15 protein-coding genes and 2 riboswitches are annotated in these 16,374 nt (G+C 68.3%); of the genes, 6 read left to right on the plus strand and 9 right to left on the minus strand.

What is annotated here, in order from left to right; translation table 11 throughout:
• The first annotated feature begins 192 nt into the window (after positions 1-192).
• Positions 193-717 (plus strand): hypothetical protein, encoded by a 525-nt coding sequence (locus tag P2Q00_RS40995; RefSeq protein WP_275779699.1) that lies wholly within the window; start codon positions 193-195, stop codon positions 715-717.
• Positions 718-884: 167 nt separating this feature from the next.
• Positions 885-1,184 carry a hypothetical protein gene (locus tag P2Q00_RS41000; RefSeq protein ID WP_275779701.1) on the plus strand — a complete coding sequence of 100 codons (300 nt, stop codon included), beginning with the start codon at positions 885-887 and terminating at the stop codon, positions 1,182-1,184.
• A gap of 84 nt (positions 1,185-1,268) precedes the next feature.
• Here P2Q00_RS41000 and P2Q00_RS41005 read toward each other — a convergent pair whose 3' ends face one another.
• The 8 genes from P2Q00_RS41005 to P2Q00_RS41040 form a co-directional block, all read right to left on the minus strand.
• On the minus strand, positions 1,269-2,531 hold the full coding sequence (locus P2Q00_RS41005; protein WP_275779703.1) for an ABC transporter ATP-binding protein: 1,263 nt from the start codon (positions 2,529-2,531) through the stop codon (positions 1,269-1,271).
• Between the two features lie 14 nt (positions 2,532-2,545).
• Entirely contained in the window at positions 2,546-3,643 is a 1,098-nt protein-coding gene (locus P2Q00_RS41010) for an ABC transporter ATP-binding protein (RefSeq protein ID WP_275779705.1), read from the minus strand.
• Positions 3,640-4,638 (minus strand): ABC transporter permease, encoded by a 999-nt coding sequence (locus P2Q00_RS41015; protein ID WP_275779707.1) that lies wholly within the window; start codon positions 4,636-4,638, stop codon positions 3,640-3,642. The genes P2Q00_RS41010 and P2Q00_RS41015 overlap by 4 nt, the downstream gene beginning before the upstream one ends.
• A 111-nt stretch (positions 4,639-4,749) precedes the next feature.
• The gene (locus P2Q00_RS41020) at positions 4,750-6,540 is read right to left on the minus strand and encodes an ABC transporter substrate-binding protein (protein ID WP_275779709.1); all 1,791 of its coding nucleotides are present in this window, start codon (positions 6,538-6,540) and stop codon (positions 4,750-4,752) included.
• A 70-nt stretch (positions 6,541-6,610) separates the two neighbouring features.
• On the minus strand, positions 6,611-7,618 hold the full coding sequence (locus P2Q00_RS41025) for an ABC transporter permease (RefSeq protein WP_275779711.1): 1,008 nt from the start codon (positions 7,616-7,618) through the stop codon (positions 6,611-6,613).
• A 309-nt stretch (positions 7,619-7,927) separates the two neighbouring features.
• Entirely contained in the window at positions 7,928-8,722 is a 795-nt protein-coding gene (locus tag P2Q00_RS41030) for an enhanced serine sensitivity protein SseB C-terminal domain-containing protein (protein ID WP_275779713.1), read from the minus strand.
• Positions 8,723-8,825: 103 nt separating this feature from the next.
• Entirely contained in the window at positions 8,826-9,617 is a 792-nt protein-coding gene (locus P2Q00_RS41035) for an enhanced serine sensitivity protein SseB (RefSeq protein WP_275779715.1), read from the minus strand.
• A 108-nt stretch (positions 9,618-9,725) separates the two neighbouring features.
• A complete protein-coding gene (locus P2Q00_RS41040; RefSeq protein WP_275779717.1) occupies positions 9,726-10,361 on the minus strand; it encodes an AAA family ATPase in 636 nt (211 codons plus the stop codon).
• Positions 10,362-10,552: 191 nt separating this feature from the next.
• Positions 10,553-10,655: riboswitch (glycine riboswitch) on the plus strand.
• Positions 10,656-10,766, plus strand: a riboswitch (glycine riboswitch).
• Between the two features lie 38 nt (positions 10,767-10,804).
• Between P2Q00_RS41040 and gcvT the strand changes: the two genes are divergently transcribed.
• The 4 genes from gcvT (at position 10,805) to P2Q00_RS41060 (ending at position 15,177) form a co-directional block, all read left to right on the plus strand.
• Positions 10,805-11,938: a glycine cleavage system aminomethyltransferase GcvT gene (gene gcvT, locus P2Q00_RS41045; RefSeq protein WP_275779719.1), complete on the plus strand. Its 1,134-nt coding sequence runs from the start codon at positions 10,805-10,807 to the stop codon at positions 11,936-11,938.
• Positions 11,939-12,058: 120 nt separating this feature from the next.
• Entirely contained in the window at positions 12,059-12,436 is a 378-nt protein-coding gene (gene gcvH, locus P2Q00_RS41050) for a glycine cleavage system protein GcvH (RefSeq protein ID WP_275779721.1), read from the plus strand.
• A 14-nt stretch (positions 12,437-12,450) separates the two neighbouring features.
• Positions 12,451-13,731: a serine hydroxymethyltransferase gene (gene glyA, locus P2Q00_RS41055; RefSeq protein ID WP_275779723.1), complete on the plus strand. Its 1,281-nt coding sequence runs from the start codon at positions 12,451-12,453 to the stop codon at positions 13,729-13,731.
• A 78-nt stretch (positions 13,732-13,809) separates the two neighbouring features.
• Positions 13,810-15,177: an L-serine ammonia-lyase gene (locus P2Q00_RS41060; RefSeq protein WP_275779726.1), complete on the plus strand. Its 1,368-nt coding sequence runs from the start codon at positions 13,810-13,812 to the stop codon at positions 15,175-15,177.
• A gap of 15 nt (positions 15,178-15,192) precedes the next feature.
• Here the strand turns inward: P2Q00_RS41060 and P2Q00_RS41065 are convergent, their stop codons facing one another.
• Positions 15,193-16,350 carry an AMP-binding protein gene (locus tag P2Q00_RS41065; RefSeq protein ID WP_275779728.1) on the minus strand — a complete coding sequence of 386 codons (1,158 nt, stop codon included), beginning with the start codon at positions 16,348-16,350 and terminating at the stop codon, positions 15,193-15,195.
• Positions 16,351-16,374 lie beyond the last annotated feature (24 nt).

Below are 16,374 nucleotides of genomic sequence, written 5' to 3' on the forward strand. Positions count from 1 at the left end.
GATTACTTGAGGGCAAATCCACGGGCATGAATCATTTGAGGTTCACCTGAGGTTGCCGACAAATTGATGGCAACGGGATTGCAAATTACCTATTGCGTGATCCGGCTCATGCACTAACTTCACAACCACGGGGGAGTCACCACACGGGGTGGTTGACGGGTCTCCTCCATTCCTCGATGAGGGACCAGAATCTTGACGCAGTACGCGAGAACCATGACTGTCGGTGCGGCAATGCTCGCCCTGGTCGCCGTAGGTACGACCTCGGCTCAGGCCGCTACGTCCGTGACAACGCATCCGACCAATTGCGGCACGGGCTCGGTATATGAAGTCAGCAATATCCACTCCGACCGGATCGGGATGATCCCCCCGTCCAGCGCACCGGGCGGACACACCCTCGGCATCACCCTTACTGCGGGGACCTCGGTCACCGGCACCATCACCGGCTCCGTGTCGGCCGAAGAGGGCGTCATCTTCGCCAAGGCCAAGGCCAGCGTGAGCGTCTCGATCGCGGTCTCGATGTCGGCGTCGGTCTCCTACTCGGACACCTGGAAGGTGCCGTCGTCGTGGCGGGAGGGGTATCTCCACGCCGGCGCCGACCGGAAGGTGATGAACTGGGACGTCGGTCACTACGGCGCGAATTGCAAGTGGGTGATCTCGCGTAAGGGCGTCGCGAAATTCCCGTACCACATTCCGGCATTCTGGAACACCAGGGGATGATTCCCATCGCCGGAGTTCGTTTCTCGCAATGCGCGGCGCGTCTGGCCGTACTGTCCATGGCGTTGATATCCGTGGCGGGCTGCAGCGGATCGGGTTCCCCGGCGCAGCGGCCGGCACCACGAACGACAGTGCCCGCCTCGCCGGCCGCGGTAACAACGCTGCCGACGATGGAATCTCTCAAGTCCCCGGTTCCGCCCGGGGAGCTTCGGGTCGCGCGGAGCGGGCGGGGTGCCGAGCAGTTCGATGTGCCCCTGGCGAAGACCGGTTCCACTGTCACCGTGCGGCTGATCTGCCTGGGGCCCGGTGCCGCGAAGGTGACCGACGGATCCGGCGGTTCCGTTCTGGAGGTGGCCGGTTGCAACGCCACGGCGGCGTACACCACGGGATTCACCGGCGCGAAGAGTGACCGGGTGATGCGGCTCGCGGTGAAGCCTTCCGTGTCGTGGCGGGTGCTGGTCTGGGGGTGACCCAGGTGCCCGACAAGAAGGAGCCCCTGCCATTGCTGGCAGGGGCTCCTTCTTGTCGGGCTGCCGGCCCGGGCACACAAGTGGTCAGTTCTGCCCGTCGGTCGACTCCTGGGCCCCCGCTTCCGCCTCTGTGGAGCCAGTGCTGTCGGAGGTCTCGTCAGAAACCGCGGCCGCCTCGGAAGAAGCCTCCGCGACCTCCGCCGCCACCGCCGCCGACGTCTCCGCCGACTCGGCGAGCACCTCGTCCGCGACCAGCTCGGCCGCCTCCTTGGCGACCGTCAGCAGCACGGTGTCCTGCGGAGCCTGGTCCTCGAAGTTCTCCGGGTGGTGGCAGGCGACCTGCTGGCCGGTCCTCAGCTCCACGAGGATCGGCTCGGTCGTCTTGCAGATCTCCGTCGCCTTCCAGCACCGGGTGTGGAAGCGGCAGCCGCTCGGCGGGGAGATCGGCGAGGGCACGTCGCCCTTGAGCAGGATGCGCTCGCTCTTGGCGTTCTTGCGCCGCGGGTCCGGGATCGGCACCGCCGACATCAGCGCCTTGGTGTACGGGTGCATCGGCGCCCTGTACAGCGACTCGCGGTCGGCCAGCTCCACGATCTTGCCGAGGTACATCACCGCGATCCGGTCCGAGACGTGCCGGACCACCGAGAGGTCGTGCGCGATGATCACGTACGTCAGGCCCAGCTCCTGCTGGAGGTCGTCCAGCAGGTTCACCACCTGCGCCTGGATCGACACGTCCAGAGCCGACACCGGCTCGTCCGCCACGACCAGCTTCGGGTTCAGGGCGAGCGCGCGGGCGATGCCGATGCGCTGGCGCTGACCGCCGGAGAACTCGTGCGGATAGCGGTTGTAGTGCTCGGGGTTGAGGCCCACGACCGACAGCAGCCGCTGGACTTCCTTCTTGATGCCGCCCTCGGGCTCGACGCCCTGCAGTCTGAAGGGGGCGCCGACGATCGTGCCGATGGTGTGGCGCGGGTTCAGCGAGGAGTACGGGTCCTGGAAGATCATCTGCACATCGCGGCGCAGCGGACGCATGCCGCTCACCCCGAGGTGCGTGATGTCCTTGCCCTCGAACTCGACCTTGCCGCCGGTCGGTTCGAGCAGCCGGGTGATCAGCCGGCCCATCGTCGACTTGCCGCAGCCGGACTCGCCCACGACACCGAGCGTCTCGCCGGCCTTGACCTCGAAGTCGATGCCGTCGACCGCGTGCACGGCGCCGACCTGCCGCTGGAGCAGGCCCTTCTTGATCGGGAAGTGCTTCTGGAGCCCGGTCACCTTCAGCAGGGTATCGCCGGGGGCGGCGTCCGCCTTGGTGACCAGGGGGCCTTCGCTCTGCGCAGGGATGCTCACTGCTTTGTCCTCGCTCACAGCTTCGGCGCAATCTCTTCGGTCCAGATACGCTCCCGCTGCTCCTGCGTCATGTGGCAGGCGGCCCAGTGCTGGCTGCCGACCTCGGTCAGCTCGGGGCGGACCGTGCGGGTGACGTTGTCCTTCGGGATGTCCGCGTACGGGCAGCGCGGGTTGAAGGCGCAACCGGACGGGACGTTGATCAGGGAGGGCGGGGAGCCCTTGACCGGGATCAGGCGCTCCTGCTGCTCCCGGTCCAGGCGCGGCATCGAGCCGAGCAGGCCCCAGGTGTAGGGGTGGCGGGGCTCGTAGAACACCTTCTCCGCCGGACCGCGCTCGACGCAGCGGCCGCCGTACATCACCAGGATGTCGTCGGCGAGCTCGGCGACCACGCCCAGGTCGTGGGTGATGATGATGACCGCGGAGCCGAACTCCTTCTGCAGATCCCGGATCAGGTCGAGGATCTGCGCCTGGACGGTCACGTCCAGGGCGGTCGTCGGCTCGTCCGCGATGAGCAGTTCGGGGTTGTTGACCAGCGACATCGCGATCATCGCGCGCTGACGCATACCGCCGGAGAACTCGTGCGGGTAGCTGTCCACCCGCTTGTCCGGCTGCGGGATGCCCACGCGGTCGAGCATCTCGACCGCGCGCCGCCTGGCGGTCTTCTTGTCGACGTCGTGGTGGATGCGGTACGCCTCCACGATCTGCTGGCCGATCGTGTAGTACGGGTGCAGCGCGGACAGCGGATCCTGGAAGATCATCGCCATGTTCCGGCCGCGCAGCTTGCGCACCTCGTCCGGGTCGGCGGTCAGCAACTCGGTGCCGTCCAGCCAGATCTCGCCGGAGATCTGCGCCTTGCGCTTGCCGTACTGGCCGGCCGTGTGCAGGCCCATGATGCCGAGCGAGGTCACCGACTTGCCGGAACCCGACTCGCCCACGATGCCGAGGGTCTTGCCCTTCTCCAGCTTGAAGGAGAGCCCGTCGACGGACTTGACCAGACCGTCGTCGGTCGGGAAGTGCACCTTCAGGTCGCGCACTTCCAGGAAGGAGGTCGGGGCCGGCGAGGCCGAGGTGGGTTCGCCCACGGCTGCTCCGGTCTTGCTGAGTTCGGTCATGCGAGCCTCACTCGGGGGTCGATCACGGCGTACAGGACGTCCACCACGAGGTTGGCGATGAGTACCGCAAGGGAGGTGATCAGGGTGACGCCCAGAATGATGGGCAGGTCCTGGTTCTTGATGGCGGTCAGCACCGCCTGGCCGAGGCCCGGCAGGCTGAACGTCGTCTCGGTCAGGATCGCGCCGCCGATGAGGGCGCCGAGGTCCATGCCGAGCATGGTGAGGATGGGCGTCATCGTGGAGCGCATCGCGTGCTTGCCGATGACGACCTGCTCCTTGAGGCCCTTCGCGCGTGCCGTGCGGATGTAGTCCTCACCGAGGATCTCCAGCATGGTGGCGCGGGTGATCCGGGCGTACATCGCCGCATAGAGGAAGGCGAGGGTGACCCAGGGCAGGATCATGCCGCCGAGGTAGCCGCCGACGCTCTGGGAGAGGGGCACGTACTTGCCGTCGATCCAGCCCAGTCCGTAGCTGAAGATCGCCAGCGACAACAGACCGGTGAAGTAGATCGGCAGGGACACACCGCCGAGGGCGATGACCATGGCGCTGCGGTCCCACATGCTGCCCCGCTTGAGCGCGGAGAGCACACCGGCCGCGACACCGAAGACCAGCCACAGCACTGCGGCACCGAGCGCGAGACCCAGGGTCACCGGGAAGCGGTCGGTCAGCACCGGCCAGACGGCCTGCTCGCTGCGGAAGGAGTAGCCGAAGCACGGGGCGGAGCAGTGGGTGACATCGCCGCCGGCCGCGTAGGTGCGGCCCACGAAGATGCCCTTGAAGAAGTGCCAGACCTGGATGAAGATCGGGTCGCTCAGACCCAGCTTCGTCCGCACGGCCTCGACCGCGGCGGGGTCCGCCTGCTTGCCCACGAAGCTCGTGGCGATGTCCACGCCCGCCCACTTGGGGACGAGGAAGAAGATGCTGAAGACCACCAGGATGATGACCGCGAGCATCACTGCGGCGGCGAAGAGCCGCCTGAGGAGATAAGCGAGCACAGCTAACGGCCCGCCGCGGGGCCGCGGGCCGCCGGAGGTCTTCCGGTGGCCCGCGGTCCCGCCGCGCCGGCCTTCACCTGCCTTTCGTGCCGTTCGGCGGGTGTGCCGGGATTACTTCGAGGACTTCAGACCGATGTTGACGAAGTCGTAGTAGCCGCTGTACGCGTTCGTCGTGTACACGTTGGCGATCCGCGAGGAGCGCCAGTTCAGCAGCCGCTCGAAGGTGAAGGGCAGGTAGTACGCGCCGTCGCTCACCTTGTGGTTGATCTCCGTGGCGATCGCGGTCTTCTTCGTCGCGTCCAGTTCGCTGTTGTACTGGTCGAACAGGCCGTCGATCGTCTTGTCCTTGATCAGGGCGTAGTTGTTGTTACCGCTCTGCAGGATGTAGTTGCTGCTCCACAGCGGGATGCCGTAGCCCTGGACGGTCGGGAAGTCCGGGCCCCAGCCCATGATGATGATGCCGAGCTTCTTCTTGGCGACGTTCGAGGGGCTGCCGATGATGCCGGCGCTCTGCGAGCCGTCGTACTGGTAGATGTCGGCCTGGATGCCGACCTTCTTCAGCGCCGCCTGCAGGGACGTGGCCGTGGCCACCTCCTGCGTCTTGTTGTTGCGGACGGCGATGGTGGTCTTGAAGCCGTTCGGCTGACCGCAGGCCTTCAGCGCCTGCTTGGCCAGGTCGTCGTTGCCCGTCTTGTTGGCACCGGCGATCTTGTACGGGTCGTACTTCTGGCCCTCGCCACCCGGGATCGACGGCGGGAGCATGTTGGTGCCGATGTCGCCACCGGCGATCGGGCCACCGCGCGCGGTCTGCAGCGACACGTGGTCGGCCGCGTAGATGACGGCCTTGCGGCACTCGATGTTGTCGAACGGCTTGACGCTCTGCGGGAAGACCGCGTAACGGATGAAGCCGGAGACCGGGTTGTCCAGGTTGTCCTTGTGCTGCTTCAGGGCGATGGTGCGGCCCTGCGGGCCCAGACCCGTCTGGCTGGCGTCTATGTCGTAGTCGCCGTTGATCAGGCGCTGGTCCATGTCGCTCTGGTTGGTGGAGATGTCCAGAGTGATCTTGTCCGGGTACGCCTTGCGGACCGGGTCCGAGGACGCCTTCCAGCTGGTGTTGCGGACCAGGACCAGGTTCTTGCCCGGGCTGTACGACTCGAACTTGTACGGGCCGGAGGAGAAGGGCTTCAGGCCGTACTTGGACTTGGTGTCCTTGTCCTGGCGGACCGGGGAGGCCGTGACCATCGCCAGCACCTGCGCGAAGTCGGAGTTCGCCTTGGGCAGGTGGAAGACGATCGTCTTGGCGTCGGGCGTGTCGATCGCCTTCAGGCCGAGCTTGTCCTTGGAGGTGTCCTTGTACGGACCCTTGTAGGTGCCCTTGGGGTCGAGCATCTGCTGCAGGTAGATCGGGCCGCCGGACAGGACGTCCTGCGCCCAGACGCGCTCGATGCCGTACTTGATGTCCTGGGAGGTGATGGCCTTGCCGTCCTCCCAGGTGACCCCGTCGCGCAGCGTGAACGTGTACGTCTTGCCGTCGGCCGAGACCTTGCCGGTGTCCGTGGCGAGGTCCGGGGTGAGCTCGGCGCCCTTGGCGCCCGGCTCGGTCTTGTACGTGAGCAGCTGGCGGCTGTAGTAGCGCGAGAAGTCCCACATGAAGCCGTAGTAACCGCGCGTGGTGTCCCACGAGTCGGCGTCCTGGGCCGTGACGAACTTCAGCGTGCCGCCCTTCTTGACCTGATCGGCCTGGGCGACCTTGTTGTTCGCCGCGTCGAAGCCGGCCGCACCGCTCTTCGAACCGCCGCCGTCGTTGCCGCCGCCGCACGCTGCCATGGTCAGCATGCCGGCGACCGCGGCAGCAGCGGCCAATGCCTGCTTGCGCCGCCCTGAGGTGCGTTGGGTAGTCACGATCTCGGATCCTCCGGTTTTGATGAGAGACCCCGTGGAGGTGCTCACGGGACGCTTGGGGTACGGCAGTTCAGCGCGAGCCCTTCGGGTCCAGCGCGTCCCGCACGCCGTCGCCGAAGAGGTTGAAGGCCAGAACGGTGATGAAGATCGCCACGCCGGGGACGACCATGAACATGGGGTCCGAGTCGTAGTAGTCGATCGCGGTCGAGAGCATCTGCCCCCACGAGGACGTGGGCGGCTTGACGCCCACGCCCAGGAAGCTGAGTGCCGCCTCGGTGAGGATGTTGGTGGGGATCATCATCGTGGTGTAGACGATGATGGGCGCGACGAGGTTGGGCAGCAGTTCCTTGAACAGGATGTAGAACTGCCCGGCCCCCAGCGATCGGGCCGCCTCGACGTACTCGCGCTCACGCATCGAGAGAGTCTGGCCGCGCACCACGCGTCCGATGTAGGGCCAGCCGAAGAAGCCGATGACCAGGATCATCACGAACACGCGCACGCTGGAACCGCTCAGGCCGAGCATCTCGTTCGGCATGACGGAGACCAGCGCGATGATGAAGAGCAACTGCGGGAAGGCCAGCAGGCCGTCCATGATGCGGCTGATGACCGAGTCGACCCAGCCGCCGAAGAAGCCGGCCAGGATGCCGAGGACCGTGCCGAGCACGACGGCGACGATCGCGGACAGGAAGCCGACCAGGAGCGAGATCCGGGCGCCGTAGAGGATGCGGGCGAAGATGTCGCGGCCGTTGACCGGCTCGACGCCCAGCAGGTGGTCGCCGCTGATACCGCCCAGCGACCCCTTGGGGGTGCTGAACAGCGGGTCGATCAGGCCCTCGTGGTAGACGTCCGGGTCCTGCCCGATCAGGTTCGTGATCACGGGCGCGAGCAGGGCGACCACGACGAGGACGAGCACGACGATGCCGCCCGTGAGGGCGAGCTTGTCCCGCTTGAGGCGCTCCCAGGCGATCCGGCCCAGGGAACGTCCCTGTACGGCCTTCTCGCCGGCGCTGGCTGCCGCCGCTTCTTCGGCCGCGCTCGGGGCCGCTTCCGCGGTCGGCTCGTGCAATGGTGCCGTCATCTGGCAGGGACCCCTCTCAACCGGCGGTAGCCGGCCCGCACTTTGCCGCGGTGGCGGCGTGATCAGTCCGTCGTACACGGGGGCGAACCCCCCTGGAGCGGGAGTCTTCAACGCTTTGGCGATCTGTTGCCAGACTTGGCGGTGAAAGGATGCGTAAACGTGATGCGGGCTGGAGGGTTCCGTTATCCGGACAGCGGGTAACGCCGGTCGGACGGGTAACATTTCGGACATTTAACGCACGGACGGATCTTCCGGAGTGATCTACGCGCGCAGACCAGCTCCCGGCCCGGCATGGACCAGGCCTCCGTCTCAGTATCCGCCGTGCACCGGCGGGTACCCGTACCCGCCCGCCGGAGCCTGCGCCGGAGCCGCCGCATGGGCCTCGCGGTCGTAGAACGGGCGGGCGCTCGCCCGCATCCACAGGGCGACCGGGTCGTACTCGTCGGACATCGCCACCGTCGACACCGGCAGCCCGTCCGGGACGGCGCCGATGGACTGCTGCATCATCGCCCGCACCGAGTCCACCGCCGACGGGCTCGTGTCGTACACGTCGAGCCCGATGGCGAGGTACGGCGCCCCGAGCGCCGGCTGCACCCAGGCACGGCGCAGCGAGCGGACGGCCGGGGTGCGGTGGGCGTTCTGTGCGAGCAGGGCGTAGAACTGCGGGATCTCGATGGCGGGTTCCGACATCCGCAGGGGGCCGGCGGCCTGGCGCTCCAGGCCGGTGGCAATACGGCGGAGGTCCAGCCAGGGGATGCCCACGCCGCCGCCCGGGGCGTGCGGGTTGAGCCAGAGACCGAAGTGGTCGGGGTAGAGGGTCCGGGCCACGTCCAGTCCGTCGACCACCTCGTACGACCTGTTCCAGCCGCTGGCCGAGAGTTCCTGGGCGGAGGTGACGCACGGGGCGTACCCGTACCCGTCGACCTCCATGTTTCCGTACTGGGCGTCCGGGGAGCCTGCCTGACCGTGCCACAGAAGCATCCAGACCTGGCCGGAGCCCGGGGTCGCCAGGGCGCGGAGGAGTGCCTCGTAGGCGTCGTAGCGCCCCGGCGTCACCTGGCGCAGCATGTGCTCGACCTGCCCGGTCGTGGTGCTGGCGCTCACGTGTGTGCCCCTTCTGGTGGTTGCCCCGCGTATGCCAACAGCTTAAGCGCCCAGGGGGTCGGGGCTCATTGTCCGCGATACGGCCCCGCGCCCCTGGGGAGTCCTAGTGACCGTACTGATAGAAGGGGCGCACGCTCTCCCGCATCCAGTTCGCCACCGGGTCCTCCGTCACATCCAGGAGGACCAGGTTGACCGGCCATGGCGTCGGGGCCTTGGCCAGGGCCCGTTCCAGGGCCTGCAGGGGAAGGGCCCTCATGTCCCCCTCCCACTGGGAGAGTTCGACGCCCACGAACATCACCGGGTCCGCCGTCTCGACGGCGGCAAGGCAGCGGCGGGCCGTCACGACCACGCCGGTTTCCGCGAACTCCGCCGACGCCGCGGCGAGGAAGTCGATCGGGTCGTCCTGCCAGTCCGGTTCGAAGAGCTTGACGCGGCCGCCGGATGCCGGGCCGTCCAGCGGGGTGCGGCCCACGCGGCAGAGTTCGGCGACGGCGGGCGGCGGGAGCGGGACGCCGACCACACCGTCCGGGTTCACGGCGAGGCCGACCTGCGGGGGCAGACCGCGGGCGAACTCGACGGCCGGAGCGACCGTGAACGACATATGGGAGCCGACGACCTGCCGGAACTGCTCCTCGGAGCTGAACACCGGGACATACGCCTGCCCTTCGATCTCCAGCGTGGGCAGATCGAGCGGACCGCTGTGCGGACCGCCGCCGTTCGGCAGCGGCACCCAGACGAAGCTGCGGCCGAGCACCTCGATGATCCGGCCGCCCGCCGAGGGCATGCCCAGGGAGGCCGACAGCACCTCCTCCAGCTCGTTGCCGGGCCATCCGCCGTGCGGATGGGGGTGCGCCTGCATGGGAAAGTCCGCGGGAAGATCCGCTGGGAAGTCCATCTGTGTCCGACCGCCTGCTGAGAACCACTGCTGAGGCTGGAAAGGCTAGCGGGTGGGACGGACAAAGGGGTCGGCCCGTGCGACGTGAGAACGAGAAACGAGTACGGGTCAGCCCGTGAACCCGATCCTGCGCAGTACGTCCGCAGCGTCCCGGTCCAGCAGCACCGCCGAGCCGACGCCCTCGGGCAGGTCGCCCTGCTCCACCGAGCGGATCAGACGGGCCGCCGCGGTGCGGTGGCGCAGGAACGCGTAGCGCGAGACGCCGCGGCCGCGCTCGCGCTGGCCCTCCAGGGCCGTGCCCGGCGTGACGTCGAGGAGCAGCAGGTGCAGGGTGCCGCCGCGGCGCCGGGCCTCGCGGGCCAGCCAGCCGCGCACCCAGGACTGCGTACCGCAGTCGTGCACGACGACACCCTCGCCGCTGCGCAGGGCGCGGCGCAGTCCGGCGTAGTGGGCGAGGCGGACGAGGGGGCGGTACAGCGCGTACGGCAGGAAGCGGGGGACTCGGGCGTCCCAGCGGTCGCGGGCGTCCTGGGAGTCGATGCCGATGCCCCGGACCGCCCGCGCCATCAGCGTGGACTTGCCGCTGCCGGGCAGGCCGGTGATCACCACGAGGTCGCGGGGGCCGAAGAGCAGGGCGTGCGGACTGTGTCCCGAGCGGTCGCGCAGGTCGCGGACCACGGGTGCCGGTCGCGTCCCGCACGCCTGTCCGGCCGGGGCCGTGGCGTACGCCGTGGTCGTGTTCACCGTGATCGTCCTTCCTGCGGGGTCAGGAAAGCTTCTCCCCACTGTTTGTAAAGGGAAGGTAATGCATGGTGTCTCGCGGTTCCGTTCGGTTCCGGCCACAGCCCAGTTACAAAAGGGAGGTGCCGGATGCGGCCCTGCCGGACGCGGACGAGGCGTGCAATGATGTGCGCGCCAACTGCATACCGGCCGTTCGAATCCGCGCGGGAGAGTCCTCAGCAGTACGTCTGTCGCTGGGGCGCCGAAGGAGCAAGTCCCTCCCTTGAATCTCTCAGGCCCCGTTACCGCGCGGGCGAGGCACATCTGAAAAGCGGGCCACTGTGTCGGTGGCCCCACCCAAGGTGCAAGCCAGAAGCCACACTTGTGGTCATGGCGAACCTCTCAGGTTCCGATGACAGATGGGGAGGAACGACCTCGCCCGTCATGCCTTGGGAGACGACCGTCCGATGAGCAGCACCGCACCCCGTCATACCGCGCTCGATGCCCTGCATCGTTCGCTCGGCGCGACGATGACCGACTTCGCCGGCTGGGACATGCCCCTGCGCTACGGCTCCGAGCGCGACGAGCACCTCGCCGTCCGCACGAAGGCCGGCCTCTTCGACCTCTCGCACATGGGCGAGATCACCGTCACCGGCCCCCAGGCGGCCGACCTGCTCAACTACGCCCTGGTCGGCAACATCGCCTCGGTCGGTATCGGCCGCGCCCGCTACACCATGATCTGCCGGGCCGACGGCGGCATCCTGGACGACCTGATCGTCTACCGGCTCGCGGAGACCGAGGCCGGGTCTTCTCACTACATGGTCGTCGCCAACGCCTCCAACGCCCAGGTGGTGTTGGACGCGCTGGTGGAGCGTTCGGCCGGCTTCGACGCCGAGGTGCGCGACGACCGGGACAGCTACGCGCTGCTCGCCGTGCAGGGCCCCGAGTCCCCCGGCATCCTCAAGTCCCTCACCGACGCCGACCTCGACGGCCTGAAGTACTACGCCGGCCTGCCCGGCACCGTCGCCGGTGTCCCCGCCCTCATCGCGCGCACCGGCTACACCGGCGAGGACGGCTTCGAGCTGTTCGTCGCCCCCGGTGACGCGGAGAAGCTGTGGCAGGCGCTGACCGAGGCCGGCGCGCCCGTCGGGCTGGTGCCCTGCGGGCTGTCCTGCCGGGACACGCTGCGCCTGGAGGCGGGCATGCCGCTGTACGGGAATGAGCTGTCGACCTCGCTCACGCCCTTCGACGCCGGGCTCGGCCGGGTGGTGAAGTTCGAGAAGGAGGGCGACTTCGTGGGGCGCGAGGCGCTCCAGGAGGCGGCCTCCAGGGCTTCGGAGAACCCGCCGCGGGTCCTTGTCGGCCTGGTCGCCGAGGGCCGCCGGGTCCCGCGCGCGGGGTACGCGGTCGTCGCCGGCGGCGAGGTGATCGGCGAGGTCACCTCAGGTGCCCCCTCCCCCACCCTGGGCAGGCCGATCGCGATGGCGTACGTCGACGCGGCGCACTCGGCGCCGGGCACCGAGGGTGTCGGCGTGGACATCCGGGGCAGTCACGAGCCGTACGAGGTCGTGGCGCTGCCGTTCTACAAGCGCCAGAAGTAGACACTGGGGCGCGGCGGCTCCGCCCCCGGGTGTGACCCCGCACACGTTTTCCCAGCTCACAAGCGTTTTCCTCAGTCACCCATTCACCGTCACTCCCCCGCGTACAGGAGAATTCAGGCCATGAGCAACCCCCAGCAGCTGCGTTACAGCAAGGAGCACGAGTGGCTGTCGGCCGTCGAGGGCGGCGTCTCGACGGTCGGCATCACGGAGTTCGCGGCGAACGCGCTCGGCGATGTCGTCTACGCCCAGCTTCCCGAGGTGGGCTCGGCCGTGACCGCGGGCGAGACCTGCGGCGAGCTGGAGTCGACCAAGTCGGTCAGCGACCTGTACTCCCCCGTCACCGGTGAGGTCACCGAGATCAACGAGGACGTGGTGAACGACCCGTCGCTGGTCAACTCGGCCCCCTTCGAGGGCGGTTGGCTCTTCAGGGTCCGTGTCACGGAGGAGCCGGCCGACCTGCTCTCCGCCGACGAGTACACCGCCCAGAACGCCGGCTGAGGAGCCGTAGACGCATGTCTGTACTGAACACGCCCCTGCATGAGCTGGACCCGGACGTCGCCGCCGCGGTCGATGCCGAGCTGCACCGCCAGCAGTCCACCCTCGAGATGATCGCCTCGGAGAACTTCGCCCCGGTGGCGGTGCTGGAGGCCCAGGGCTCGGTCCTGACCAACAAGTACGCCGAGGGCTACCCGGGCCGCCGCTACTACGGCGGCTGCGAGCACGTCGATGTCACCGAGCAGATCGCCATCGACCGCCTCAAGGCCCTGTTCGGCGCCGAGTACGCCAACGTCCAGCCGCACTCCGGCGCCTCCGCCAACCAGGCCGCCCTGTTCGCGCTGGCCCAGCCCGGCGACACCATCCTCGGCCTGGACCTCGCCCACGGCGGCCACCTCACCCACGGGATGCGGCTGAACTTCTCCGGCAAGCAGTTCAATGTCGTCGCCTACCACGTGGACGCGGCGACCGGCCTGGTCGACATGGCCGAGCTGGAGAAGCTGGCCAAGGAGCACCGGCCGAAGGTGATCATCGCGGGCTGGTCGGCGTACCCGCGCCAGCTGGACTTCGCGGAGTTCCGCCGGATCGCGGACGAGGTCGGCGCGTACCTGTGGGTCGACATGGCGCACTTCGCCGGGCTGGTCGCGGCCGGTCTGCACCCCAACCCGGTCGAGTACGCGGACGTGGTCACCTCCACCACGCACAAGACGCTGGGCGGCCCGCGCGGCGGCATCATCCTCGCGAAGAAGGAGTTCGCGAAGAAGCTCAACTCGTCGGTCTTCCCGGGCTTCCAGGGCGGTCCGCTGGAGCACGTGATCGCGGCGAAGGCGGTCTCCTTCAAGGTCGCCGCGTCGGAGGAGTTCAAGGAGCGTCAGCGCCGTACGGTCGAGGGCGCGAAGATCCTCGCCGAGCGGCTGACCGCGCCCGACGCCCGCGAGGCCGGGGTCAATGTCCTGTCCGGCGGCACGGACGTGCATCTGATCCTGGTCGACCTGCGCCACTCCGAACTGGACGGGCAGCAGGCCGAGGACCGTCTGCACGAGGTCGGCATCACGGTCAACCGCAATGCCGTCCCCGACGATCCGCGCCCGCCGATGGTCACCTCGGGGCTCAGGATCGGCACCCCGGCGCTGGCCACCCGCGGCTTCGAGGCGGAGGACTTCGCCGAGGTCGCGGACGTCATCGCCGAAGCCCTGAAGGCGCCTTCTCCCTTCGGGGAGGCCGACGTGGAGGCGCTGAAGGCCCGGGTCGCGGCCCTGGCCGACAAGCACCCGCTGTACCCCGGTCTGAACAAGTAGTTCCTTTTTGTGGGGTGTCCCGCACACTCATAAGCGTGCGGGTCACCCCGGCTTCACCCCCCGTATTGAGGAGTCACCGTGGCCATCTCGGTCTTCGACCTGTTCTCGATCGGCATCGGCCCGTCCAGCTCCCACACGGTCGGTCCGATGCGCGCGGCAGGCATGTTCGCGCGCCGACTGCGCAACGAGGGGGTGCTGGGCTCCGTCGCATCGATACGTTCCGAGCTGTACGGCTCCCTGGGCGCGACCGGCCACGGCCACGGCACCCCAAAGGCGGTGCTGCTCGGTCTGGAGGGCGCCTCGCCGCGGACGGTGGACGTGGAGACGGCCGACGAACGGGTGGAGGAGATCAAGTCGTCCCGCCGGATCCGGCTCCTCGGCGAGCACGAGATCCCCTTCTCCTTCGACGACGACCTGAAACTGCACCGCCGCAAGACCCTCCCCTACCACGCGAACGGCATGACCCTCTGGGCGTACGACGCCTCGGGTACGGAGCTGCTGTCGAAGACGTACTACTCGGTGGGCGGCGGTTTCGTCGTCGACGAGGAGGCGGTCGGCGCGGACCGCATCAAGCTGGACGACACGGTGCTGAAGTACCCCTTCCGCACCGGCGACGAGCTGCTGCGCCTGACGAAGGAGACGGGTCTGTCGATCTCCGCCCTGATGCTGGAGAACGAGCGGGCCTGGCGCACCGAGGACGAGATCCGCACGGGACTCCTCGACATCTGGCGGGTCATGCAGGCATGCGTGTCCCGCGGCATGTCCCGCGAGGGCATCCTGCCCGGCGGTCTGAAGGTACGGCGCCGAGCCGCACTCTCCGCCCGCCAACTCCGGGCGGAGGGCGACCCGTTGGCGCATGCGATGGAGTGGATCACGCTCTATGCGATGGCCGTGAACGAGGAGAACGCGGCGGGCGGCCGGGTGGTCACCGCCCCGACGAACGGCGCCGCGGGCATCATCCCGGCAGTCCTCCACTACTACCTCAACTTCGTGCCGGGCGCCGACGAGGACGGCATCGTCCGCTTCCTGCTCGCCGCGGGCGCTATCGGCATGCTCTTCAAGGAGAACGCCTCCATCTCCGGCGCCGAGGTCGGCTGCCAGGGCGAGGTCGGCTCGGCCTGCTCGATGGCGGCGGGCGCACTGGCCGAGGTCCTCGGCGGCTCCCCCGAACAGGTCGAGAACGCCGCCGAGATCGGCATGGAACACAACCTGGGCCTCACCTGCGACCCGGTCGGCGGCCTCGTCCAGATCCCCTGCATCGAACGCAACGGCATGGCCGCGGTCAAGGCGGTCACGGCCGCCCGGATGGCAATGCGGGGCGACGGCTCGCACAAGGTGTCCCTGGACAAGGTGATCAAGACGATGAAGGACACCGGCGCGGACATGAGCGTGAAGTACAAGGAGACGGCTCGGGGCGGGCTCGCGGTGAACATCATCGAGTGCTGACGTATGCCGAGATCATTACGGCACGGTTCGCCAGATCGCGGCCGGCGTCTTGTTCGTCCTCGTGATGCGGCGCAAGCGGTCGACCCGGCGGGCGGAGATCGCCTCGGGGTGCTGGCTGTCGACGGTGCCGAGGCGCACATGGCTCCCCGTCAGCCAGCTCCGGACGGCTTCCGGGGCGGCCGTCCCGGTGTATTCGACGGTCATCGAACGCGCCGAGTCGGCCGCGTCGGTGTCGCGGACCAATACGAGCTGGGCGTCCACGACGTCCGGGCACTGCCGGGCCCGGTCGACGATATCCGCGATATTGACGTAGTTGCCGAGAAGGCCGAAGCCGTCGTCGGCACGGCCCAGGACCCGAAAGGCCTCGCCGCGTCCGCAGCGGCATTCCGCCGCCCCAATGCGGTCGCCCAGGCGATAACGAACGACGGGCACGGTCCATCCGTCGCCGGCTCGGGTCAGCAAGGCACCCGCGTCCTCCAGCTCGAAGATCTCGTCCGCGAGCAGATGGAGCGTCGTCTCGTCGCACTCCGGCCCGTTGGATCCCATCGCCCAGGTCTCGACCGAGCCGTAGATGCCCCACAACTGCACATCGGGAAAGGCCTGTCGAACCAGCTCCCGCTTGGACTCCGTCCATGCCTCGCCCATCCAGATGATGGTTTTGACCGGCGGCTTCACGCCAGTCTTGAGCACGGTCTCGGCGAAGTCGGCGAGAACGGACGGAACGCTGGCCAGAACGCTGACGCCGACCTCACGGAGCATCGGAAGCCGGAGTTCGAGTTCCTCGACCGTCATCGGCCCCGAGGGGATAACCGTGGATTCGGTGCGCTCGGCGAGTTTCTGGACGAAATAGTGGGTGCCCCACATGCGGCCCGCGTCGTACAGATTGAGTACGACGTCGCCGATGCCCAGCGGGCGCCAGACCGGCAGGAGCCGGTCGAAGGCCATGTGGTGAGGGAGGTAGGTCAGCTTCGGGGTGCCCGTGGTGCCGCCGCTGGAGACGAGCACGCTGCCGTCACGTTCGGCCGCCGCCCTGGTCATCGCCGTTATCTCGGCAGGACCGCAGATCTCCAGGTCGGAAAGCTCTTTCGCCCCCTCGGGGACTGCCTTCCCGCCGGACGAGGCAATCATCCGGGCGTGCGCGAGCAGGATATCCCGGTCGATGGTTCCGATCATGATTCTCCTGGCAGATCGATAAAC

Origin of the sequence: Streptomyces coacervatus (assembly GCF_029223485.1) — a bacterium.
Lineage (GTDB): Bacteria > Actinomycetota > Actinomycetes > Streptomycetales > Streptomycetaceae > Streptomyces > Streptomyces coacervatus.

What these genes read in the sequence shown, in the direction of transcription:
- P2Q00_RS41065 (WP_275779728.1), bottom strand. Translation starts at nt 16,350, where the DNA reads ATGATCGGAACCATCGACCGGGATATCCTGCTCGCGCACGCCCGGATG.
- P2Q00_RS41000 (WP_275779701.1), top strand. Translation starts at nt 885, where the DNA reads ATGGAATCTCTCAAGTCCCCGGTTCCGCCCGGGGAGCTTCGGGTCGCG.
- P2Q00_RS41025 (WP_275779711.1), bottom strand. Translation starts at nt 7,618, where the DNA reads ATGACGGCACCATTGCACGAGCCGACCGCGGAAGCGGCCCCGAGCGCG.
- P2Q00_RS41010 (WP_275779705.1), bottom strand. Translation starts at nt 3,643, where the DNA reads ATGACCGAACTCAGCAAGACCGGAGCAGCCGTGGGCGAACCCACCTCG.
- gcvT (WP_275779719.1), top strand. Translation starts at nt 10,805, where the DNA reads ATGAGCAGCACCGCACCCCGTCATACCGCGCTCGATGCCCTGCATCGT.
- P2Q00_RS41035 (WP_275779715.1), bottom strand. Translation starts at nt 9,617, where the DNA reads ATGGACTTCCCAGCGGATCTTCCCGCGGACTTTCCCATGCAGGCGCAC.
- glyA (WP_275779723.1), top strand. Translation starts at nt 12,451, where the DNA reads ATGTCTGTACTGAACACGCCCCTGCATGAGCTGGACCCGGACGTCGCC.
- gcvH (WP_275779721.1), top strand. Translation starts at nt 12,059, where the DNA reads ATGAGCAACCCCCAGCAGCTGCGTTACAGCAAGGAGCACGAGTGGCTG.